This window comes from Streptomyces sp. NPDC008238, from assembly GCF_042956445.1.
Lineage (GTDB): Bacteria > Actinomycetota > Actinomycetes > Streptomycetales > Streptomycetaceae > Actinacidiphila.
Genome location: NZ_JBIBGK010000008.1, coordinates 201,274 through 222,608, shown reverse-complemented (window position 1 = coordinate 222,608; position 21,335 = coordinate 201,274). Strand labels below are relative to the sequence as shown.

General features: G+C 73.2%; 19 protein-coding genes. 12 read left to right on the top strand and 7 right to left on the bottom strand.

Translation table 11 applies throughout. The annotated features are described in order from the left end of the window. Window positions 1-32: 32 nt before the first annotated feature. Entirely contained in the window at window positions 33-1,328 is a 1,296-nt protein-coding gene (locus tag ACFZAU_RS19690) for a ThuA domain-containing protein (protein WP_500553210.1), read from the bottom strand. Window positions 1,329-1,922: 594 nt separating this feature from the next. On the opposite strand from ACFZAU_RS19690, the gene ACFZAU_RS19685 reads away from it, so the two are divergent. The 3 genes from ACFZAU_RS19685 to ACFZAU_RS19675 all read left to right on the top strand — a co-directional run bounded on the left by ACFZAU_RS19685 (window position 1,923) and on the right by ACFZAU_RS19675 (window position 6,651). Beyond that, complete coding sequence (locus ACFZAU_RS19685) at window positions 1,923-4,154, top strand: pectate lyase-like domain-containing protein (RefSeq protein WP_500553209.1); 2,232 nt, start codon at window positions 1,923-1,925, stop codon at window positions 4,152-4,154. Between the two features lie 301 nt (window positions 4,155-4,455). Beyond that, a complete protein-coding gene (locus ACFZAU_RS19680) occupies window positions 4,456-5,883 on the top strand; it encodes an RICIN domain-containing protein (protein WP_500553208.1) in 1,428 nt (475 codons plus the stop codon). A gap of 72 nt (window positions 5,884-5,955) precedes the next feature. Then, window positions 5,956-6,651, top strand: a complete 696-nt coding sequence (locus ACFZAU_RS19675; protein ID WP_500553207.1) for a pyridoxine/pyridoxamine 5'-phosphate oxidase — start codon at window positions 5,956-5,958, stop codon at window positions 6,649-6,651. 4 nt (window positions 6,652-6,655) lie between these two features. Here the strand turns inward: ACFZAU_RS19675 and ACFZAU_RS19670 are convergent, their stop codons facing one another. Continuing rightward, a complete protein-coding gene (locus tag ACFZAU_RS19670) occupies window positions 6,656-7,576 on the bottom strand; it encodes an AraC family transcriptional regulator (RefSeq protein ID WP_500553206.1) in 921 nt (306 codons plus the stop codon). A gap of 155 nt (window positions 7,577-7,731) precedes the next feature. On the opposite strand from ACFZAU_RS19670, the gene ACFZAU_RS19665 reads away from it, so the two are divergent. From ACFZAU_RS19665 to ACFZAU_RS19650, 4 genes are all read left to right on the top strand, one after another. Then, the gene (locus ACFZAU_RS19665; RefSeq protein ID WP_500553205.1) at window positions 7,732-8,814 is read left to right on the top strand and encodes an aldo/keto reductase; all 1,083 of its coding nucleotides are present in this window, start codon (window positions 7,732-7,734) and stop codon (window positions 8,812-8,814) included. Between the two features lie 159 nt (window positions 8,815-8,973). Further along, window positions 8,974-9,513 (top strand): peptidase, encoded by a 540-nt coding sequence (locus ACFZAU_RS19660; RefSeq protein ID WP_500553204.1) that lies wholly within the window; start codon window positions 8,974-8,976, stop codon window positions 9,511-9,513. Between the two features lie 12 nt (window positions 9,514-9,525). Continuing rightward, window positions 9,526-10,506: an EamA family transporter gene (locus tag ACFZAU_RS19655; protein ID WP_500553203.1), complete on the top strand. Its 981-nt coding sequence runs from the start codon at window positions 9,526-9,528 to the stop codon at window positions 10,504-10,506. Between the two features lie 810 nt (window positions 10,507-11,316). After that, window positions 11,317-12,837 carry an FG-GAP repeat protein gene (locus tag ACFZAU_RS19650; protein ID WP_500553202.1) on the top strand — a complete coding sequence of 507 codons (1,521 nt, stop codon included), beginning with the start codon at window positions 11,317-11,319 and terminating at the stop codon, window positions 12,835-12,837. Here the strand turns inward: ACFZAU_RS19650 and ACFZAU_RS19645 are convergent. Together ACFZAU_RS19645 and ACFZAU_RS19640 are read right to left on the bottom strand one after the other, a co-directional pair. After that, on the bottom strand, window positions 12,801-13,472 hold the full coding sequence (locus ACFZAU_RS19645) for an FMN-binding negative transcriptional regulator (RefSeq protein WP_500465043.1): 672 nt from the start codon (window positions 13,470-13,472) through the stop codon (window positions 12,801-12,803). The genes ACFZAU_RS19650 and ACFZAU_RS19645 overlap by 37 nt on opposite strands. 14 nt (window positions 13,473-13,486) lie before the next feature. Further along, complete coding sequence (locus ACFZAU_RS19640; RefSeq protein ID WP_500553201.1) at window positions 13,487-14,158, bottom strand: pyridoxamine 5'-phosphate oxidase family protein; 672 nt, start codon at window positions 14,156-14,158, stop codon at window positions 13,487-13,489. 35 nt (window positions 14,159-14,193) lie between these two features. Between ACFZAU_RS19640 and ACFZAU_RS19635 the strand changes: the two genes are divergently transcribed. Then, window positions 14,194-15,525 carry an aminotransferase class I/II-fold pyridoxal phosphate-dependent enzyme gene (locus ACFZAU_RS19635; RefSeq protein ID WP_500553200.1) on the top strand — a complete coding sequence of 444 codons (1,332 nt, stop codon included), beginning with the start codon at window positions 14,194-14,196 and terminating at the stop codon, window positions 15,523-15,525. A 13-nt stretch (window positions 15,526-15,538) separates the two neighbouring features. On the opposite strand, the gene ACFZAU_RS19630 is transcribed toward ACFZAU_RS19635, so the two are convergent. Continuing rightward, entirely contained in the window at window positions 15,539-16,543 is a 1,005-nt protein-coding gene (locus ACFZAU_RS19630) for a DMT family transporter (RefSeq protein ID WP_500553253.1), read from the bottom strand. A 68-nt stretch (window positions 16,544-16,611) separates the two neighbouring features. Between ACFZAU_RS19630 and ACFZAU_RS19625 the strand changes: the two genes are divergently transcribed. Next, entirely contained in the window at window positions 16,612-17,526 is a 915-nt protein-coding gene (locus tag ACFZAU_RS19625) for a LysR family transcriptional regulator (RefSeq protein ID WP_500553199.1), read from the top strand. Window positions 17,527-17,558: 32 nt separating this feature from the next. On the opposite strand, the gene ACFZAU_RS19620 is transcribed toward ACFZAU_RS19625, so the two are convergent. Continuing rightward, complete coding sequence (locus ACFZAU_RS19620; protein WP_500553198.1) at window positions 17,559-18,029, bottom strand: pyridoxamine 5'-phosphate oxidase family protein; 471 nt, start codon at window positions 18,027-18,029, stop codon at window positions 17,559-17,561. An 85-nt stretch (window positions 18,030-18,114) separates the two neighbouring features. Between ACFZAU_RS19620 and ACFZAU_RS19615 the strand changes: the two genes are divergently transcribed. Continuing rightward, on the top strand, window positions 18,115-18,786 hold the full coding sequence (locus ACFZAU_RS19615) for an isochorismatase family protein (RefSeq protein ID WP_500553197.1): 672 nt from the start codon (window positions 18,115-18,117) through the stop codon (window positions 18,784-18,786). Here the strand turns inward: ACFZAU_RS19615 and ACFZAU_RS19610 are convergent. Next, window positions 18,769-19,254, bottom strand: a complete 486-nt coding sequence (locus tag ACFZAU_RS19610) for a Rieske (2Fe-2S) protein (RefSeq protein ID WP_499600869.1) — start codon at window positions 19,252-19,254, stop codon at window positions 18,769-18,771. The genes ACFZAU_RS19615 and ACFZAU_RS19610 overlap by 18 nt on opposite strands. Window positions 19,255-20,050: 796 nt before the next feature. On the opposite strand from ACFZAU_RS19610, the gene ACFZAU_RS19605 reads away from it, so the two are divergent. Together ACFZAU_RS19605 and ACFZAU_RS19600 are read left to right on the top strand one after the other, a co-directional pair. Next, window positions 20,051-20,869 carry a HipA family kinase gene (locus ACFZAU_RS19605; protein ID WP_499600867.1) on the top strand — a complete coding sequence of 273 codons (819 nt, stop codon included), beginning with the start codon at window positions 20,051-20,053 and terminating at the stop codon, window positions 20,867-20,869. Then, entirely contained in the window at window positions 20,866-21,258 is a 393-nt protein-coding gene (locus tag ACFZAU_RS19600) for a DUF3037 domain-containing protein (RefSeq protein ID WP_499600866.1), read from the top strand. Before ACFZAU_RS19605 ends, ACFZAU_RS19600 begins: the two co-directional genes overlap by 4 nt. Window positions 21,259-21,335: the final 77 nt, after the last annotated feature.

Here is a 21,335-nt window from a genome sequence, read left to right as displayed (position 1 = left end):
GGCGGGGCGGCACCGGGATCCCGTCGTCCGGGTCAGGGACGGACGACGAGCTGGAAGGACTGCGCGGCCGAGCCGTCGCAGGTGCGCTGGACGAGTTGGGTGCCGCTGGGGTCGCCGGTGGGGGCGGTGAGGCATTTGCCGCTGTGGCGGGCGGTGAAGTGGTAGCGGCCGCCGGAATCGGCGACCGGCTTCCACTGCTGGTTGCCGCCGCCTCCGTACGTCCAGAGCTGGAGCGGGGCGTTGTCGGCGGTGGAGACGTCCGTGACGTCCACGGCCTTGGTGGTGTCGTTCCGGGCGGCCAGGCGGGCGTACCCGCTGTCGGTGGACAGCACGCGGAAGTCCTGCGCGGTGGTGGAGTTGCAGGTGTACTGCTGGATCACGGTCCCGTTGGCCGCGGCGGCGGCCCGGGCGTCCACGCAGCGGCCGCTGCCGGCGTTGACCAGGGAGTACCAGGACGTCTCGGAGATCGGGTCGGTGGGGGCGGGGTCGCCGGTGGAGCCGGTGCCGAGCCACTTGAGCCCGTCGAGCAGGAAGGTGTTCTGGGTGGCGCTGGCGAAGGTCGACGACAGCCGGGTGTTCGTGTCGTAGTTCATCGCGTTGTGGCCGAAGTTGGCGTACAGCATGCGGTACTTGGTGTTGGTCCACAGGATCGGGTAGTAGCCGCTGTACCAGGACTGGTTGGGGTCGGTGCCCAGCGGGAAGCTGACCGGGTCGACGGACGCCAGGATGTCGATGTCCGGGTTGTTGCGCAGGTCGTTGCTCCAGCTGTACCACTCGCTCACCGACGAGGTGAACGTCGCCGGCAGGTGCGAGGTGGCGGGGTGGGCGCGGTCCTCGACGCGCAGCGTCGCGGCGGTGGGGCCCCAGGTGTTCGAGCGGAAGTTGCCGCTGCCCAGGAACTGGTTGTAGTACCAGGGCCAGCTCTGCGCGTTGTCGGTCCAGGCCGAGACGTGGAAGCCCATCCAGGCCCCGCCGCCCCGCATGTACGCCTCGAAGCCGGAGCGCTGGGCGGCGCTCTGCGGGGCGTCGTCGAGGAAGAGGACGACCTGGTACTGCTTCAGGGCGGCCGCGTCGGTCAGCAGGTTCCAGTTGGTCGTCGAGGTGTACGTGAAGCCGTTGGCGGCCCCGGCCTGCGGGAACCACTGGTTGGCTTCCTTGACGAAGTCGATGTGGGCTGCGTCCCAGGTGCCGTTGTAGAACGCCAGCACCTTGAAGGGGGCGGCGGCGGGGGCGGACGTGGCGGGTGCCGCGACGGCGCCCAGGAGGACGGCGAGCAGCAGTAACAGGCGGGCGGCGGCGCGCCTCGCGGCGCTCGTGGCACGGGTCATGGGGGGAGGTCCTTCCCGGTCGGCGGGCGCGTGTGGGGGGCGCCGGTGGGGGGAGCGGGGGTGGGGGGAGGCGGTGGGGAGGCCTTCGTCAACTCGTGATTTAAGGTGTGAAGGAAGGGCGCAGTCAAGACTCTGGTACAGACCAGTACGGTCCGTGCAGGTGGCCGCCGTTGATCAGCACTTCCTGAAGGGCAATCAGGGCCCGCGGACCCCGCGGGGTGGCCCACCGGGCAGGGCGCGTTCAAGTGTTGTCCGGCCCCAAGACGCCGGGGTCTACCCGCCGCGCCCCGCCGTGCCGTCCCGCATCGGCCACCAGCAGCACAAACACCCTGGCCGCGCGTCGAGTTGAGGCATTACCACGAATCCGGCGGCGTTCGAAATCCGTAGCGCGACCTCTTGACGTGTCCGCTGCGGAAGCCTAACTTCACGCCGTGAAGAAAGGTCGTTCCGACCTTTGAGCTGCTGTCGCACGGCCGGGCGCCCGCGCCCGGGCCACCCCCCACCCCGTCGTGACACGTCATGCCGCCGCACGCTTCGGCATGCCCGCTCACATCCCCCCACGGCGCCGCGCCCCGCGCGGCACAGGAGTCATCCATGAGAACCCTCGGAGCGCCGCCCCGCGGCGTCCCCGGACGCGGCCGCGCCCGGCGCCGCGTCGTCCCGCTCGCGCTCGGCGCGCTCTTCGCCTCGGGCCTGTCAGCCGTCGTGCTGACCGCCCCGCAGGCGCAGGCCGCCACCCTCCCCACCGGCTGGGTGACCGTCGCCGCCAAGCACAGCGGCAAGTGCGTCGACGCCGCGGCCGCGGCCACCGCCGACGGCACCGCCGTGCAGCAGTACGCGTGCAACGGCACCACCGCGCAGCAGTGGCAGTTCCAGGCGACCAGCGACGGCTACGTCCGCGTCAACAACCGCAACGACGCGAGCAAGGCCTGGGACGTCACCGACGTCTCCACGGCGGACGCCGCACCGGTCCAGCTCTGGTCGTACTCGAACGGCGCCAACCAGCAGTGGCTGCCGGTCGAGGAGGCCGGCGGGAGCTACCACTTCGTGAACCGCAACAGCGGCAAGTGCCTCGACGTGCCCGCCGCATCGGTCGCCGACGGCGCCCGCATGCAGCAGTACACCTGCAACGGCACCGCCGCGCAGTCCTTCAGCCTGGGCTCCACCGACGCCCCGCAGAACCCGCCGGGCACCCCCGACCTCGGCCCGAACGTCTCGGTCTTCGACCCGTCGATGTCCTCGGCCGCCATCCAGGGCCGGCTCAACCAGGTCTTCGGGCAGCAGGAGTCGAACCAGTTCGGCTCCCAGCGCTACGCCCTGCTCTTCAAGCCCGGCAGCTACAACGTGGACGCCAACGTCGGCTTCTACACCCAGGTCGCCGGCCTCGGCCTCTCGCCGGACGACGTGACGATCAACGGCGCGGTCCACGCCGAGGCCGACTGGTTCCAGGGCAACGCCACCCAGAACTTCTGGCGTTCGGCGGAGAACCTCTCCGTCAACCCGGCAGGCGGCACCGACCGCTGGGCGGTCTCGCAGGCCGCCCCCTACCGCCGGATGCACGTCCGTGGCAACCTGCAGCTGGACGACGGCGGATGGTCCAGCGGCGGACTGATCGCCGACTCCAAGATCGACGGCCAGGTGCGCTCCGGCTCGCAGCAGCAGTGGCTGTCGCGGAACAGCCAGTGGGGCAGCTGGACCGGTTCCAACTGGAACATGGTCTTCGTCGGGGACGTGAACGCGCCCGCGAACACCTTCCCGAGCCCGCCCTACACGACCGTCGCGCAGTCCCCGGTGACCCGCGAGAAGCCGTTCCTGTACGTGGACCCGGCCGGTGCGTACAAGGTCTTCGTCCCGGCGCTGCGCACCAACACCCAGGGCACGACCTGGGCGGGCGGCAGCCCCGCGGGCAGCTCGCTGCCGATCGACCAGTTCTTCGTCGTCAAGCCCGGCGCCACCGCCACCGACATCAACGGCGCGCTCGCCCAAGGCAAGAACCTGCTCTTCACGCCCGGCGTCTACCACCTCAACCAGACGCTGAACGTCAACCGCGCAGGCACCGTCGTCCTCGGCCTGGGCCTGGCGACCGTCATCCCGGACAACGGCATCACCGCGGTGAACGTCGCGGACGTCGACGGCGTCAAGATCGCCGGACTCCTCATCGACGCGGGCACCACCAACTCGCAGACGCTGATGCAGGTCGGCCCCGCCGGCTCGTCCGCGCGGCACACCGCCGACCCGATCTCGCTGCACGACGTCTTCTTCCGCATCGGCGGTGCCGGCGTCGGCAAGGCCTCCCAGAGCCTGGTGGTCAACAGCTCGGACGTCATCGGCGACCACATGTGGCTGTGGCGCGCCGACCACGGCAGCGGGGTGGGCTGGAACAGCAACACCGCCGCCAACGGCCTGATCGTCAACGGCACGAACGTGACGATGTACGGGCTGTTCGTGGAGCACTACCAGCAGCACCAGGTGATCTGGAACGGCAACGGCGGCCGCACGTACTTCTTCCAGAACGAGATGCCGTACGACCCGCCCAACCAGGCGGCCTGGATGAACGGTTCCACGAGGGGCTACGACGCCTACAAGGTCAGCCCCTCGGTGACCAGCCACGAGGCCTGGGGCCTGGGCAGCTACTGCTACTTCAACGTCAACCCGTCCGTCGTCGCCGACCGGGCCTTCGAGGTGCCCGCGGTGTCCGGGGTCCGTTTCCACGACATGGTGACGGTCTCCCTCGGCGGCACGGGCACGATCAGCCACGTCATCAACAACAGCGGGGGGCCGTCCAACTCCTCGAACAACGTGGCCAACCTCGTCTCCGGTCCCTGACCCGGCCGGACGACAGCAGGCGGGGTCTCCGCCGTCCGCACGGCGGGCGGCGGCGACCCCGCCACCAGGCATGCCCGCGCGCCCTCAGGCCGCTGTCGCGGCTCCCAACAAGCCGATGACGTAAGGGGTATTGACGTGAGGCTGGTCTAGTCCATACCGTCATCGGCCATCAGCTGTTCATGTAGTGAGGCGACGTTCACCTACATGAACGGCTGTCCAGACCCCCACCCCGTTCCTCCCCTCCCCAACGGCTTGCCCCCCACGACGCGCACTCCGGTCGCGCACACGAAGGAGCCGTCCCGTGCTGAAATCCGCCGTCAGAGCCCTCACCGCCGCCCCCGCCGTCCTCGCGATGGCCGCCACCGCCGTCGTCGCCACCGGCGGCTCCGCGAGCGCCGCCGCCAACCCCGGCCCCGGCTTCCCCGCCCACTACGCCGCGCCCTACGTCGAGACCTGGAACTCGCCCTCGGCGATGACCAACGTCCGCAACGCGACGGGCCTGAAGTACTTCACGCTCGCCTTCGTCATCGACGGCGGCGGCTGCAACGCCCTGTTCAACGGCGACACGCCCGTCACCGACGCCGGCTGGACCTCCGCGGTCAACTCGCTGCGGGCCGCCGGCGGCGACGTCATCGTCTCCTTCGGCGGGGCCTCCGGCACCGAGATCGGCCTGTCCTGCACGAGCGTGTCCGCGCTCAAGGCCCAGTACAAGAAGGTCGTGGACGCACTCAACCTCACCCGCATCGACCTGGACGTCGAGGGCAGCGCGATCGCCAACACCGCGGCCAACGACCGCCGCAACAAGGCCCTCGCCCAGCTCCAGCAGGAGTACGCGGCCGCCGGGCGCAGGCTCGACGTCCAGTACACCCTGCCGTCCATGCCCAACGGCCTGGACGACAACGGGACGAAGCTGCTCTCCAACGCCAAGAGCAACGGGCTGAACGTCAACCTCGTCAACATCATGACGATGGACTACTACGACGGGACCCGCGACATGGGCAAGGCGGCCACCGACGCCGCCACCGCCCTGCGCGGCCAGCTCGGCGCGATCTGGCCGGAGAAGTCCGACGCCCAGCTGTGGGCGATGGAGGGCAACACCCCGATGATCGGGGTCAACGACGACACCAGCGAGATCTTCACCACCGGGAACGCCACCACGCTCGCCAACTTCGCCAAGTCCAAGGGCATCCAGGAACTCGCCTTCTGGGCGCTCGGCCGCGACAAGGCCTGCGCCACCAACGGCCAGCTCTCCGATAGCTGCAGCGGCACCCCGCAGAGCGCCTGGCAGTTCTCCTCCGTCTTCAACACCGTGACCGGCGGCGGCACCACCCCGCCGCCCACCGGCTCCACCGGCCAGGTCACCGGCCTCGGCGGCAAGTGCGTCGACGTTGCCGCCGCGAGCAGCGCCAACGGCACCGCCGTCCAGATGTACGACTGCAACGGCACCACCGCGCAGCAGTGGACGGTAGGCACCGACGGGACCCTGCGCGCCCTCGGCAAGTGCATGGACCTCACCGCCGCCGGCACCGCCAACGGCACCAAGGTCCAGCTCTACGACTGCAACGGCACCGGCGCCCAGGTCTGGCAGCGCGGCAGCGGGGACACCCTGGTGAACCCCGTCTCCGGCAAGTGCCTGGACGTCACCGACAAGTCCACCGCCAACGGCGCCCGGCTGCAGATCTGGACCTGCGCCGGCGGCACCAACCAGCAGTTCCACCTCCCGGCCTGACGGCCCCACCGCCGCCGCCCGGCGCACCGCGGATCCGCGGCGCGCCGGGCGGCCGCATGCCAGGATCGGGACGTGACCGACGACCAGGCACCCGTGACCGCCGAAGCCCTCCGGGAGCGCATGCGCTCCGCGCCCGTCCTCGCCGGGCCCCTCCCGGCCTTCGACCCCGCCACCGCAGGACCGGCACCGGGGCCGCTGTTCGCCCGCTGGCTGGCGTACGCCCTCGACGACGGGGTCCCCGAGCCGCACGTCATGACGCTCAGCACGGCGGACGCCGGCGGCCGGCCCTCCGCGCGGGTCCTCATGCTGCGCGGCGTCGACCTCGACGGCCCCTCCTTCGACTTCGCCTCCGACGCGGGCAGCCGCAAGGGCCGCGACCTGACGGACCGCCCCTACGCCGCGCTCAGCTGGTACTGGCCGCGGCACGGCCGGCAGATCCGGGTGACCGGACCGGTCGGGACCCTGGACCGCGCCGCCGCCCGCCGCGACTTCCTCGGCCGCCGCGAGGCCTCCCGCGTCGCCGGCTTCACGGGAACGATGAGCGCCGCGCTGGAGGGCCGCGCCGCGTACGAGGAGGCCCGCCGCCGGGCCACCGGGCACGTCGCCGCCCACCCCGACGACGTACCGGAGGGCCACACCGTCTACCGCCTCGTTGCCGACGAGGCCGAGTTCTGGCAGGCCGCCCCCGCGCAGGGCCACGTCCGCCTCCGCTACACCCGCGACCCGGCCGTCCCCGACGGCTGGGCGCGCGGGCTGCTCTGGCCCTGACCCCTCAGGGCAGGTGCCGCACGCCCGCGGGGGTGGCGGCGGCGCGGACACGGGCGGCGTCCTGACCCGGCGGGGCGCCGAACAGACGGCGGTACTCGCGGTTGAACTGGGTGGGACTGGCGTAGCCGACGACGTGGCCGACGCCCGCGACGTCGTCGGGGCGGGCCACGAGGAGCGAACGGGCCTCCTGCAGCCGGATGCGCTTCTGGAACTGCAGCGGGCTCATCGTCGTCACGGCACGGAAGTGCCGGTGGAAGGCGGACGGGCTCATGCCGGCGAGGCGGGCCAGGTCGTCGACCCGCATGGGCTCCGCGTAGTTGTCGCGGATCCAGTGGATGGCCCGGCTGACGTGCGACAGCCCGCTGTCGGCCAGGCCGATCTCGCGGACCATGGCGCCGTGCGGCCCGGTGAGCAGCCGCCACAGGATCTCCCGCTCGACCATCGGGGCGAGCACGGGGGCGTCCGCGGGGTGGTCGAGCAGCCGCACCAGCCGTACGACGGCGTCGAGCAGTTCCGGTCCGGCCCCGCCGGTGGCGAGCGCGGGCGGCGCGGACGTGGTGCGGGCCCGGCGGCCGGGCGGTGCCTCCAGCAGCAGCGGGGCGATGGCGGCCGCCCGCAGCACCATTCCCATGCCCAGTGCCGGGTCCCGGGCGCTCACGTCCAGGTAGTGGCCGGTGACCGGCAGGACAGCGGTGACCAGCAGGTACTGCCCCGCCCGGTAGTCGTGCACCTCCTCGCCGAGCAGCAGGCGCTTGCCGCCCCGGGCCATGACGACCAGCAGCGGCTCGGTCAGCGAGTAGTCCGGCGGGGCCGTCGCGACCCGGGACAGTAGCAGTCCGTCGACCGCGGTCCGCAGGGAGGGCCGGGCGTGCGTCGCGATGAGGTCGCGGAGCTCGGCCAGGAGGAGTCCGGGAGGGGTACGCACCCCCTCACCGAACCACCCGCGGCCAGGGCCGGGCAAGCCCGATCCGGGCGAAGTCGGCAGGATCGGGCAAGAGCCCGCGAGGATCGGTCTACCCCGCCGCAGCGGCCTCCCGTTGCATGGAGAGCACCGAATCCGACGCACAAGGGAGCACGAACATGCCGCTCGACCACTACGTCACCCTCGGCCGGTCCGGGCTGCGGGTCAGCCCCTTCGCCCTCGGCGCGATGACCTTCGGCGAGGACCCCGGCGGCGCCGGGTGCGGCGTCGAGGAGTCCGAGAAGATCCTGGCGACCTACCTGGACCGCGGCGGCAACTTCGTGGACACCGCGAACTTCTACACCAACGGCCACTCCGAGCGGATCCTCGGCGACTGGTTCGCCGCGCACCCCGGACGCCGCGAGCACGTGGTGCTCGCCTCGAAGTTCTTCACCAACCTGTTCCCCGGAGACCCCAACGGCGGCGGCGCGGGCCGCGGTTCGATCGTCGCCCAGCTCGACGAGACCCTGCGCCGGCTGCGGACCGACTACCTGGACCTGTACTGGCTGCACAACTGGGACCGGCACACGCCGATCGAGGAGACGATGCGCACCCTCGACGACCTGGTGCGCGCGGGCAGGATCCGTTACGTCGGCTTCTCCAACACCCCCGCCTGGCTGACCGCGCAGGCGCAGACCACCGCGCTGCTCAAGGGCTGGACCCCGCTGATCGCGCTGCAGGTGGAGTACTCGCTGCTCGCCCGCACCGTGGAGGGCGAACTCGCCCCGCTCGCCCTCGACCAGGGCATGGCGCTCGTGCCGTGGAGCCCGCTGAAGAACGGCTTCCTGTCGGGCAAGTACCGGCGCGGCGGCACGGTCGCCGACTCCGCGCGCACGGCGTTCGTGGGCGGCCCCGGTGAGGACGAGTACCCCGTCATCGAGGAGGTCGCCGCCGTCGCCGACGAACTCGGCACCACCTCGGCCGCGGTGTCCCTGGCGTGGCTGCGGGCCCGCGAGGGCACCGTCGTGCCGATCGTCGGCGCCCGGCGCCTGGAACACCTCGAGGACAACCTCGCCGGCCTCGACACCGTCCTCGCGCCGGAGCACCTGCGGCGCCTGGACGAGGTGTCCGCCCCGGTCCTGGGCTACCCGGCGCCTCTGCACGGGGCGATGCGGGCGATGCTGCAGTTCGCGGGCACCACGGTCGACGGCGAGACGTCCGCGGTGTACCCGCCGCTGCTGCAGAGCGACGTCCGCTACTGAGCGTTCGTGCGGCGCCCGGACCCGGACCCGGATCCGTTGCGGGGCCGCCGTCATCTCTGAGGAGGACGCCGCGTACGGGCGCACCCGACCCGCGCAGGACGCCGGAACGGTACCGCGCGGCGATGCCGCGGGGCGGTGCGGGCTGATGGGGTGGAGGGCGTGCACTGGAACGACTCGCGGCTCGGGGCCGAGCTGCGCACGGTGACCGCCGCGGCCCGGCGGCGCGCCACGAGGGACGGGGACCGTCAGGTCGACACCGCCCACCTCCTGCACTCCCTTCTCGAGGCCGACCCGAGGGCCCGCGAGGCCGTCGACGGGGCGGCGGGAGCGGCGGGCGGCGGGCGGGTGGCACGCGTCCTCGGCTACCTCGCGCAACGCACCATCGGCTACGGCATCGCCTGGCGGGAGACGGTGGAGGACGCCGGCTCCGGGACCGTGCTCGCCGCCGTGGCCGCGCCCGGCTGGAGCCCGGCGGCCGCCGCGGCCCTGCGCGCGGCCGCCGTCCAGGCCGGGGAGCGGGGCGCTTCACGGGCGGAGGGCACCGACCTGCTTGCCGCGCTCGTCGCCGACGAGGGGAGCCGGGCGGCGCAGGTGCTGAGGTCGGCGGGGGTCGAACCGCGGGTCCTGGCCGTCCGCCTGCCGTCGCCGAGCGGCGAGGAGGACAGCCGCTACCGGGATGACGGTCCTGTCGCGAGCTGACATCATGGCCCGATGCATGTCTCTCAGGGGAGGAACGCCGGGCTCTGGCTCGCGCTGGTTTCCGCGTTCGCGTTCGGCGGTTCGGGGGTGGCGGCGAAGCCGCTGATCGAGGCGGGCCTCGACCCGCTGCACGTCGTGTGGCTCCGGGTGACCGGGGCCACGCTCATCATGCTCCCCGTGGTGCTGCGGCACCGGGCGCTCCTGCTGCGCCGCCCCGGCCTGCTGCTCGGCTTCGGCCTGCTGGGCGTCGCCGGGGTCCAGACCCTCTACTTCGCGGCGATATCGCGCATCCCGGTCGGCGTCGCGATCCTCGTGGAGTTCCTCGGCCCGGCGCTGCTGCTCGGCTGGGTGCGCTTCGTCCAGCGCAAGGCCGTCAGCAAGGCCGCCGCGATCGGTGTCGTGCTGGCCGTCGGCGGCATGGCGGCGGTGGTCGAGGTGTGGTCCGGGCTCGCCTTCGACCCGCTGGGCCTGGCGCTCGCCTTCGGCGCCGCCTGTTGCCAGGTCAGCTACTTCGTGCTGGCCGACCACGGCAGCGACGGCGACGACGCCCCGGACCCGGTCGCCGTCATCGCGTACGGCCTGACCATCGGTGCCGTCGTGCTGACCGCCGTCTCCCGTCCCTGGTCGATGGACTGGTCGGTGCTCACGCGGCAGGCTGCGCTCGGCGAGACCGACGTGCCCGCGGTCCTGCTCGTGGGCTGGGTCGTGCTGGTGGCCACCGTGCTCGCCTACCTGACCGGTGTGGTCGCCGTGCGGCGGCTGTCGCCGCAGGTGGCCGGAGTCGTGGCCTGCCTGGAGGCGGTGGTCGGCACCGTGTTCGCGTGGGTGCTGCTCGGCGAACACCTCGGCGTCCCGCAGATCATCGGCGGCACGCTCGTGCTGGCGGGCGCCTTCGTCGCCCAGACCGCCAAGAAGCAGGGGACGACCACGGTCATCGCCTCCGGCACCCCGTCCGACGCGGACACCACGAACCCCCGCACGCAGCCGGTGTAGCGCGGCGCCGGTGGGTGGTGGCGGTGGTGCGCCGGTTCTTCGGCTGTCCCGCCGTCTCGCGCCCTGCGGGCGCACTGCGCCGGCTGCGGAGGGGAGGGTGGGGGCCCTGCCTTGTTCGCAGTGTGCGGCCCGGTGGTCGGCTGGGGTTCGGGCGCCGGAGCGGGGTTGGTTGTTCGTCTGGCTCGGGTCTCGTTGCCGTCCGCGGGTGCAGATGGCCGGTGACCACGCCCACTGTTTGTGGGTGGCGCGCGCGCCGTAACCGGCGTCTGCGGGTGCTTCCCCGATCCGACATCGGGCTCTGTTCCGACGGCTATTCCGCTGAAAGCGAGCCCGATCTCGCCCGGCTCAAAGATCGGGCTCTGCTTCGACGTCCATACCGTCGAAGCAGAGCCCGATGTCGTTCCGATCGCTCGACAGCACCTCGAATCACCCGCAGTCGCGGGTTGCGGCGGGCGCGCCCAGCACCAGCAGTAGGCGTGGAAGTGGCCGTCTATACCCGCGGACGGCAACGAGACCGACACCAGCGGAGAGGCGCCCCGCTCCGGCGCCTGAACCCCGGCCACCCACCCACCCGCACACTGCCGACCGCCCCCGGACCGCCCACCCTCCCCTCCGCAGCCGGCGCTGTGCGCCCGCAGGGCGCGAGACGAACCCGCACCCACCCACCCCCGTCACCCGACCGACGCCTGTCCCGCGTTCCCTACAACCCTTTCTTCCCACGGTGTGTCAAAGACGGTGCCGGAGAAGGAAACGGGCTCTTTCCGGGACACCCCCGCACCGCCCGGTCGTTCTTGAGCGAAGGAGCCGCTCATGCACAAGAACCGCTCGGCTGCGGTCACCGCGGCGTCATTTCTCCTCATCACGGGCGCGGCCATCGCCACCGCGCCCGCCTCGTTCGCCGGGACCCCCGGCGGCACCCACGCGAGCGATCGCAACCGGGACTTCAACGGCGACGGGTACGAGGACGTGCTGACCGGCGCGCCCGGGGCCACCGTGGGCGGCCGCTCCGGCGCCGGTGTCGTCACCGTGCAGTACGGCGGCCCCAAGGGGGTCACCACCAGCGCCAAGGTCTTCAGCCAGAACACCTCCGGCGTGCCCGGCGCCGCCGAGACCGGGGACGCCTTCGGCCAGGCCGTGGCCAGCGGCGACCTGGACGGGGACGGGTACGACGACGCCGTCGTCGGTATCCCCGGCGAGGACCTGGTCGGGGTCGGCGCCGACGCGGGCGGCATCGTCGTCCTGTGGGGTTCGGCGAAGGGGCTGTCCGGCGCCGCGAGCGACTGGCTGCAGTCCGTCAGTGCTATGAAGGGCGACCGGTTCGGCAGCGCCCTGGCCGCGGGGCACTTCACCACCTACGTCCCGGGCGACCTGCTCGCCGTGACCGACAAGGTGGGGCTGTCGATCTTCCAGTACGAGTCCGTGCCGCAGGCCGCCGCCCGCAAGGGCGGGGACGCGGGGACCTTCACGCCCTTCAAGGACCGGCGGCGCACGCCGCTCGCCCGGCAGGCGGAAGGCCCCGGCATCGCGCCCACCTCGCTGACGACCGGCGACTACGACGACAACGGCCTGGCCGACATCGTGGTCTCCGGCCTGAGCCTGGGCGCCGAGCCGGGCCACGGCTGGTCATACGTCATCCTCAGCGACGACATCGACCCGCTGCCCGTCACCGCCCTGCGCGGCGGCCCCGTCGTCGCCTCCGGCGACGTCAACGGCGACGGGTTCGACGACCTGGTCACCGGGGAGCCGCACAGCCCCGACGACGGCGGCGCGTCCATGACCGGCGGCATGGTCGGCGTCTACTACGGCAGCCCGGACGGGCCGGCCGGGCAGGAGGGCCCGGGGAGCCCGCCCGTCTGGTGGACCCAGGACAACGCCGGCGTGCCGGGCGTCTCCGAGCGTGGTGACGGCTTCGGTTCCGACCTCTCCGTCGGCGACGTCAACCGCGACGGCTACGCGGACGTCGCGATCGGCGCCTCCGGCGAGGACATCGGCAGCGTCGCCGACGCCGGGGCCGTGTGGGTGCTGCGCGGTTCGGCGCGGGGCCTGACCACCGCCGGTGTCCTGGACGTCAACCAGAACACCGCGGGTGTCCCGGGCGGCGCGGAGAAGGCGGACAAGTTCGGCGCCCAGGTCTCCTTCACCGACCCCAACCGCGACGGCTACTTCGGTCTGCTCGTCGCGGCCCCGGGCGAGAACACCGACGACGGTGTGGTGTGGGTGTTCTCGGCCGATGCCGGCGGCCTCAAGCTGCCGGGTGGCTGGACGTACGGCGGGGGTTCGCTCGGCGCGCCGTCTCAGAACGCCCGGTTCGGCGCGGCGATCGACGACTGACCGGGCTGCCCGAGGCGGTGCGACTGCCGGGTCCGGGCGGCCTCGTCGCCCGGACCACCCCGCTCGGCCAGCAGCCGGTTGACCCGCCACTGCGTCTCGCGCGGCCGGTTCCCGCCGAACTTGAACTTGGCGCGGACGTCGGTGACCTCCAGCCGGATCCCGCGGATGCCGGGCAGCATCCGGCCGAACGGCGCCTCGCCGGGGACGACGGGGGCGTGGTCGCCGCGCGGCTGGAAGTGGGCGAGCTGCCGGTGCAGCAGGTCCGCCTTCTCCTGGGGGTCGTCCACGAGGTGGGCCACGCACAGCAGTTGCACGGCGGCGTAGTAGCTGGTGGGCGTCCCGTGCTCGGGCGGGGTGCCCTCCGGGGCGTGCCAGGGGCCGGGGATGAATGTGTAGTCGTCGACGACGCTGAGCGTCACCCGGGGGTGCGCCTCCAGCGCGGGCCACAGCGGGTTGGGGCGGGCGAGGTGGGTGACCGCCTCGCCCCGTCCCGCGTCGTAGGCGAAGTGCAGCGGCTGGACGAACGGGGGCTCGCCGTCGAGGCCGTTGACGGCGAGCTGGCCGAAGTCGTGTGCGGCGAGCCAGTCCTGCCACTCGGCCTCGTCGACGGCGGCGTCCCAGGGGTGGACGAGCATGTGCGGGGCTCCTTTCAGCGCGCGGTGAGGTAGCCGGGGACGGCGATCGACGGGTCGAGGTCGTCGGCGGGTTCGGGCGTCCCGTAGGCGCGGGTGACGGGGAGCACGCCCGTCCAGTGGGGGAGCGCCAGGTCCTCGGGGTCGTCGCCGGGGCCGCCGGTGCGCACCTTGGCGGAGACCTCGTTCAGGTCCAGGGCGATGACGGCGGTGGCGGCCAGTTCCCTCGCGTTGGCGGGACGGGAGTCGGCGGCGCGGCCGGGCACGATGTGGTCGACCAGGGCGTCCAGGGCGGCGGAGCGCTCGGCGGGGTCGGTGACCTGGCGGGCCACGCCGTGCACCACCACCGAGCGGTAGTTGATCGAGTGGTGGAACGCGGACCGGGCCAGCACGAGCCCGTCCAGGTGCGTCACGGTCAGGCAGACCGGGAGCCCGGTGTCCTCGCCGGCGCCGCGCAGCGGACGGGAGCCGGTGGAACCGTGCACGTAGAGCCGCTCGCCGACGCGCGCGTAGAGGGTGGGCAGCACGACCGGCGCACCGTCGCGGACGAAGCCGAGGTGGCAGAGGTAGTCCGCGTCGAGGATCGCGTGCACCAGGTCGCGGTCGTACGGGGCCCGCTCGCGGCTGCGGGTGGGGACGGTGCGGTCGGTGGGAGCGTACGCATCGGCAGCGGAGGGCGTGGCGGACATGGCGCGATCCTTTGCACTAGTGCATAATGCTTTTTGTGCTAGGAGAGTACACGTTCACCGGCCGGGGCGCAGCGGACATCGCGGCGAGCGTCGAACGGGCCATCGGGGAGGGCGCCCTCGCGCCCGGTGCCGCGCTGCCGCCGCTGCGGGAGCTCGCCGCCGGACTCGGCGTCAACCCCAACACCGTCGCCGCCGCCTACCGTCTGCTGCGCGACCGCGGCGTCATCGAGACCGCGGGCCGGCGCGGCAGCCGGGTGCGGCGGCGTCCGGCGACCACCGCGCGGGACGAGCTCCGCCTGGAAGTGCCGCCGGGGGTGCGGGACCTGTCCACCGGCAACCCGGACACCGCGCTGCTGCCCCCGCTCGGGGAGGCGCTGGCCGAGGCGGCCGCGCGGAACGCGCAACGGCCCATGCTGTACGGGCACGCCCCGGTCGACGAGGAGCTGGCCGCCCTGGCACGGGCCGCCTTCGACGCCGACGGCGTGCCGGCCGGCCCGGTCGGCCTCACCTCCGGCTCGCTGGACGCGATGGAGCGCGCGCTCACCGCCCACCTGCGGCCCGGGGACGCCGTGGCGGTGGAGGACCCCGGCTGGGGCAGCGTCTTCGACCTCGTCCCGGCCCTGGGCCTGCGCGCCGTCCCGGTCGGCGTGGACGACGAGGGCCCGCTGCCGCAGGACGTGGACGCGGCCCTCCGGCAGGGCGCCCGGGCGCTGATCGTCACCGACCGCGGCCAGAACCCGACCGGCGCCACGCTCTCCGCGGCACGCGCCGGCGCGCTGCGCGCCGTCCTGGGCGGCCACCCGCAGGTGCTGGTCATCGACGACGACCACGTCAACGGCCTGACCGAACTGCCGCTGCACCCGCTCGCCGGCAGCACCGCGCACTGGATGCTGGTCCGGTCCACCGCGAAGGCCTACGGCCCCGACCTGCGGCTGGCCGTGCTCACCGGCGACCCGGTCACCGTCGACCGGGTCCGCGGGCGCTATCGGCTCGGGCCCGGCTGGGTGAGCCACCTCCTGCAGCGCACCGTCGCGCACCTGTGGCGCACCGGCGCGGTCGACGTCCCCGCCGTCTCCGCCGCGTACGCCGCGCGCCGTGACGCGCTGGTGCTGGCGCTGGACGGCCTCGGCGTCGCGGCGCACGGCCGCAGCGGCATGAACGTGTGGGTCCCGGTGCCGGACGAGACCGGGGCGGTGGCCCGGCTCCTGCAGGCGGGCTGGGCCGTGGCGCCCGGCGCGCGCTTCCGGCTGCAGTCACCGCCGGGCATCCGCATCACGATCTCGCCGGTCACCGCGGACGAGGTCCCGGCCCTGGCCGACGCCGTCGCCGCCGCGGTCCGCCCGCACCGCGCGGGGCGCTTCGGCTGACGGCGAAGGTGGTTCAGCCCGCCGGGCGGCGCTGGGTCAGCGCCGCGCCGGCGAGCACCACGAGGGCGCCGACCGGCTCGTTCCACGTCAGGTGCTCGTCCAGCAGCGCGACACCGGCCGCGGTCGCGATGACCGGGATGAGGTAGGTGACCATCGTGGCGATGGTCGGGCCCTTCTCCGCGACGATCCCGTACTGGAGGAGGAAGGCGATCCCGGTGCCCAGCGCGCCCAGCGCGACCACCGACAGCGTCGGCCAGAGCGGGAACGAGCCGGGCGCCGAGGTGAACAGCGGGGTCAGCACGGCCAGTTGGACGGTGCCGAGGAAGAGCTGCGCGGAGGACATCGACAGGGCCGAGTTGCCGCTGCCGCTCAGCGTGCGGCGCACGTATATCCAGCCCACCGCGTAGCTCGCCGAGGCGCCCAGCGCCATCGCGGTGCCCGCGGGGTCCGTCCCGGAGAAGCCCTGCCAGGCGCCCAGCACGGTCAGCACGCCGACGAAGCCGATGCCCACGCCCGCGACCCGCTGCCGGGTCGGCTTGTCGTCCGAGAGCGCCACCACCGACAGCACCATGCTCCACAGCGGGGTCGTGGCGTTGCAGATGCCCGCGAGCGTCGACGGGATGGTCAGCTCCGCGTACGCGAAGAGCGTGAACGGCAGGGTGTTCAGCAGCAGCGCGGCCACGGCCATGTGCCCCCAGGCGCGAGCGCCGCGCGGCAGCCGTTCCCGCTTCACGGCGAAGGCCGCGGCCAGCACCGCGGTGCCGAACGCCATGCGGCCGAGCGCGACCTGCAGCGGGGCGTAGGCCTCGGTGCCCACCTTGATGAACAGGAAGCTGAAGCCCCAGATGAGCGCGAGCACGGCCCAGTTGACCCGCCAGTCCACGACGCGACGGCGGCGCCCGGCGGTGGCCGGGGCGACGGCGACGGCGCCGGCGACGGCGACGGCGGGTGGGGCGTCGGCGGGGGAGGGGGCGGCCTCGGCGGCCGGGCGGCGGGTGCTGGGTGCGCTCATGGCCATCACGATGACGGATTGAACCTCTTAGGACAAGCGAGAAAACCTCCCGGCGATCACGTAGTGTTGCTTACATGTTGAACCTCGAGCGCCTGCGCGTCCTGCACGCGATCTCCACCTATGGCTCGGTGAGTGCCGCGGCGGACGTCCTGCACGTGACGACCTCGGCCGTCTCCCAGCAGATGGGCAAGCTCGAACGCGAGACCGGGCAGACCCTGCTCGCCAAGAACGGCCGCGGGGTCCGGCTCACCGACGCGGGCCGGCTGCTGTCCGGGCACGCGGGCCGCATCCTCTCCCTCGTCGAGCTCGCCCACTCCGACCTGGAGGCCCACCGCGGCGCCGCGGTCGGCGAACTGCGCATGGGGGCCTTCCCCACCGCGGTGCGCGGACTCTTCCCGCAGGCGCTCGCCGCGACGCGGCGCGAGCACCCCAAGCTGCGCGCGATGGTCCACGAGATGGAGCCCCAGGACGCGCTGGCCCGGCTCGTCCGCGGCGACATCGACATGGCGGTCGTCCTCGACTGGTACAACAAGCCGCTCTCGCTGCCCGGCGGCCTGGCCAAGGAGCCGCTGCTCGACGACATCGCCGACGTGGTCGTCCCCGAGGGCCACCCCCTGGCCGGCCGTGCCGAGGCAGACCTCGGCGAACTCGCCGACGACGACTGGATCGCCTGGCCCGACGGCGGCTTCTGCCACGAGTGGCTGCTGTTCACGCTGCGCGGCAAGGGCGTGGAACCCCGCATCGCCCACCACGCCGAGGAGCACCCCACGGTCCTCGCCCTCGTCGCCGCCGGCCTGGGCGTCGCCGTCGTCCCGCGCCTGGGCCGCGGCCCCCTGCCGGCCGGGGTCCGCGCCATCCCCGTGCGCCACACCATGAAGCGCCACATCTACGCCGTCTGGCGCTCCGACGCCGACCGCCGCCCCGCCATCCGCGCCGCCGTGGAGGCCCTCCGCCGGGCGGGGGAGGACGTGGCGGCGGCCGAGGGCTGATCACCCTTGAGAGACGCGGTCGTGCGCGTGCCCTAGCCGGGGCCCGGCAACTTGCGGAAGTCCCAGGAGACGACGGAGTCCGGGGTCAGGCGGAGCCAGGCGTGGCGGCCGTCGTGGGGCATGGACTCCAGGCCGAAGTTCTTGGCGGCGAACAGCCGCTCGGGCGCCTCCAGCGCGGGGTGGGGGTCGCCGGTGCGGGGCGCCTCGCCCACGAACTCGACGGTGCCGGAGAGCTCGACGCCGCGCAGGTCGCCGTACTCCGTGCCCTCGTCGACGACGACCGCGACGCGCGGGTCGCGCCGGAGGTCGGCCCAGCGGCGGCTGCGGACGATGGAGTACAGCCACAGGGACGTCCCGTCCCAGACGAACCACAACGCGCCCACGTGCGGGCGGCCGTCGGGCGAGACGGTGGCGACACGGCAGGTGCGCTGCTCGCCGAGGAAGGCGTCGACCTCCTCCGGGGTCATCATGATCCGGCGTCCGCGGCGTTGTGCGACGGTCATGCGCGCCCCCACTTCCCAGTCTGACGTTCCGTCAGATACGGTCACCCGGGACGACGGTAGGGCACCCGCGCGCGAGGGGGCAAGCATGGCGGACGGCGACCGGCAGCGGAGGCTCGACGCGCTCCTGACCCCCCGGTCCACCGCCGTGCTCACCGTGGAGTGCCAGCGCGGGGTGGTCGGCCCGGGCGGCGCGCTCCCGGAACTCGCGGCCGCCGTGCGCGACGGCGGGGCGCTCGACGCCACCGCACGGCTGGTCGCCGCGGCCCACGCGGCGGGCGCCACCGTGGTGCACGCGGTCGCCGAACGCCGCGCCGACGGCCGCGGGTCCAGCCGCAACGCGCGGATCTTCCGCGCCGCCGAGCGGCTGCCCGTCCTCCAGGTCGCCGGCACGCCGGCCGTCGAGCTCGCCGAGGAGATACCGGTCGGTGCCGGCGACCTCGTCGTGCGACGGCTGCACGGGCTGTCGCCGGTCGCCGGCACCGGCCTCGACGCCGTGCTGCGCAATCTCGGCGTGCGCACGGTCGTCGTCACCGGGGTGTCGGCCAACGTGGCCGTTCCCAACGCCGTCTTCGACGCGGTCAACCTCGGCTACGAGGCGGTCGTGCCCGGCGACGCCATCGCCGGGGTGCCGCAGTCGTACACCGCCGACATGTTGCGGTACACCCTCGCGCTCGTCGCCACGGTCACCACCGCCGACGAGGTCATCGGCAGCTGGGAACGGTCCGGGCCGGGTCCGGACTCAGGCCAGGGCCACTGAGTCCCCCTCCACCTTGATGTTCGCCGCCGCCAGCGGCTGGGTCGCCGGGCCGTTGGCCACGCTGCCGTCCTTGATGCTGAACTTGCTGCCGTGGCAGGGGCAGTTGATCGTGCCGCCCGCGATCTCGTTGACGGCGCAGCCCTGGTGGGTGCAGATCGCGGAGAAGGCCTTGAAGGAGCCCGCCTCGGGCTGGCAGACGACGACCTTCTTGTCCGCGAAGATCTTGCCGCCGCCCACCGGGATCTCCGAGGTCTTGGCCAGCGCCGCCTCGGCCCCGCCGCCGGCCGGGGCCGACCCCCCGGTGCCCTGGTCGCCGCCGTCCTGCGGCGGCGCGGCCGGGCTGTAGGCGCCCGCGGAGTCGTTGGAGTCGCCGCAGGCGGCCAGCGCGGCCGCGAGCCCCGCCGCGCCCACTCCCGCGACCACGGCGCGGCGGGTCGGAGCTCCTGCGATGCCAGTCGTCTCGGCCATGCGTCACACATCCTGTTGCCTCGTCCGTTCCGGACCGCCGTACAGGCGCCCGGGAGCGTGGGTCACGCCCTGCCCAGTCGTACGGACGAGATGGGTGAGCCGTTCAACCATCCCCGGAAAATCACCCGGCGCGGCCCGCGGCGGCGCGCAGCGCCGAGAGCCGCGGTGCGTGCGGCACGATGGCCGGCCGGTAGTTGTGGCCGAGGCCGCCCACAGATGCTTGGAAGCACCTAAGTGAGGGTTTTCGTCCGAACGATGGCGGTGTGCCGGGAGTGAGGCCGATACTGGCGGCTCCGCCGATCACCCGAGGGGGGCGTATGGCCGAGGAGCCCGTACCCAAGCACATGACGATCACACTGGACTTCGATCTCCAGACCGCAGGGTCGACGGTTGGAGCACCGAGGGTCCGGGCGGCATACGAGGCCGCCGCCAAGGCAGCCGTGGCGGCCGCCATGGAGCAACTGCCGGAGGGAAAGCGTCAAGGGCGTCACGAGCGAGATGAAGTGGTCGTACCGCTGGGATCACCAGCGCGACGTCCGCTACGAGCGCGAGCCCGCGTCGGAGTAGCGCGTCGCAGACGTAAGAGGAGCCCCGGCCCGCGGATGCGGCCGGGGCCTCGGTCACCTCACGGAGCCTCAAGAGGAACGTCGTCGGCATCGGCGATCGGATCCCGATGATTCCGGAGCTGACGGAGGCGCCTCGACGACCCTCCAGTCGACGGAGGCGTGTCGGCACGTTCCCGGCGGGAGGCGACGGCGTGGCGTGGCCGTGGGACACCGGTCATTAGGATGCGTCCATGGAGGAAGTGACCGGGATCCGCTATGTCACGCCGTTGCGTGAGGGCGGATCGGTGCCCGGTGTCGTCGAGGCCGACGACCTGGGGACGTACGTGGTGAAGTTCGTGGGTGCCGCACAGGGCCGCAAGGCGCTGGTGGCGGAGGTGGTCGCGGGGGAGCTGGCCCGGCGGCTGGGGTTGCGGGTACCGGTGCTGGTGCGGTTCCAGTTCGACCCGGTGATCGGGCTCGGTGAGCCGGACCAGGAGATCCAGGACCTGTTGAAGGCCAGCGGCGGCCTCAACCTCGGCATGGACTTCCTGCCCGGCGCGCTCGGCTTCGACCCGCTGGTCTTCGAGGTGGAGTCCGGCGAGGCGGGGCGGATCGTGTGGTTCGACGCGCTCGTCGGCAACGTCGACCGTTCGTGGCGCAACCCCAACATGCTGGTCTGGCACCAGGACCTCTGGCTGATCGACCACGGCGCCTCACTGATCTTCCACCACAACTGGAAGGGCGCCGACCAGGCCGCCGACAAGCCGTACGACGCCGCGGACCACGCCCTCGCCCGCTTCGCGCCGGACGTCGAGGCCGCCGCCCGCGACCTCGCCCCGCGGGTGGACGAGGCGCTGCTGCGCGAGGTGACCGCCCAGGTCCCCGACGAGTGGCTGGTGGACGAGCCCGGCTTCGCGGACCCCGACGAGGTGCGGCGCGCGTACGAGCGGGTGCTGCTGGCGCGTGCCGGCACCGTGGGGGAGCGGATCGTCCTGGCCCCGAAGCAGCAGGAGAAGCAGGCGCCGCCGGAGTGGCTGCGCACCTGGGTCGAGGGAAAGGCCGCCAAGTGAGCACGGCGAGCGGGCGCGATGTGTTCGAGTACGCGCTGGTGCGTGTGATGCCCCGGATCGAGCGCGGTGAGCTGATCAACGCGGGCGTGCTCGTGTACTGCCGCGCCAAGTCCTTCGTGGGCGCCCGGGTCCACCTGGACGAGACCCGGCTGCGCTGCCTCGACCCCGAGGTGGACGTCGCCGGCGTACGGGCCGCGCTGCGCGGGTACGAGGGGATCTGCGCGGGCGGTGCGCGGGCCGGGCAGGCGGCGGAGGACGATCCCGGGCGGCGCTTCCGGTGGCTGACGGCGCCGCGCAGCACCATCGTGCAGCCGGGCCCGATCCACACCGGGCTGACGGAGGACCCCGAGGCCGAGGTGGACCGTCTGCTGGATCTTCTGGTGCGCTGAGCCACATCGGCGCCTTGGGCGTTGACACAGGGTCACTGCACTCCTACGGTTTCGGCTACGGGACGTACTAAGCGGTC

What these genes read in the sequence shown, in the direction of transcription:
- ACFZAU_RS19615 (WP_500553197.1), top strand. Translation starts at nt 18,115, where the DNA reads ATGGCGGACGGCGACCGGCAGCGGAGGCTCGACGCGCTCCTGACCCCC.
- ACFZAU_RS19610 (WP_499600869.1), bottom strand. Translation starts at nt 19,254, where the DNA reads ATGGCCGAGACGACTGGCATCGCAGGAGCTCCGACCCGCCGCGCCGTG.
- ACFZAU_RS19605 (WP_499600867.1), top strand. Translation starts at nt 20,051, where the DNA reads ATGGAGGAAGTGACCGGGATCCGCTATGTCACGCCGTTGCGTGAGGGC.
- ACFZAU_RS19650 (WP_500553202.1), top strand. Translation starts at nt 11,317, where the DNA reads ATGCACAAGAACCGCTCGGCTGCGGTCACCGCGGCGTCATTTCTCCTC.
- ACFZAU_RS19625 (WP_500553199.1), top strand. Translation starts at nt 16,612, where the DNA reads ATGTTGAACCTCGAGCGCCTGCGCGTCCTGCACGCGATCTCCACCTAT.
- ACFZAU_RS19645 (WP_500465043.1), bottom strand. Translation starts at nt 13,472, where the DNA reads ATGCTCGTCCACCCCTGGGACGCCGCCGTCGACGAGGCCGAGTGGCAG.
- ACFZAU_RS19665 (WP_500553205.1), top strand. Translation starts at nt 7,732, where the DNA reads ATGCCGCTCGACCACTACGTCACCCTCGGCCGGTCCGGGCTGCGGGTC.
- ACFZAU_RS19630 (WP_500553253.1), bottom strand. Translation starts at nt 16,543, where the DNA reads ATGGCCATGAGCGCACCCAGCACCCGCCGCCCGGCCGCCGAGGCCGCC.
- ACFZAU_RS19690 (WP_500553210.1), bottom strand. Translation starts at nt 1,328, where the DNA reads ATGACCCGTGCCACGAGCGCCGCGAGGCGCGCCGCCGCCCGCCTGTTA.
- ACFZAU_RS19685 (WP_500553209.1), top strand. Translation starts at nt 1,923, where the DNA reads ATGAGAACCCTCGGAGCGCCGCCCCGCGGCGTCCCCGGACGCGGCCGC.
- ACFZAU_RS19620 (WP_500553198.1), bottom strand. Translation starts at nt 18,029, where the DNA reads ATGACCGTCGCACAACGCCGCGGACGCCGGATCATGATGACCCCGGAG.
- ACFZAU_RS19655 (WP_500553203.1), top strand. Translation starts at nt 9,526, where the DNA reads ATGCATGTCTCTCAGGGGAGGAACGCCGGGCTCTGGCTCGCGCTGGTT.
- ACFZAU_RS19640 (WP_500553201.1), bottom strand. Translation starts at nt 14,158, where the DNA reads ATGTCCGCCACGCCCTCCGCTGCCGATGCGTACGCTCCCACCGACCGC.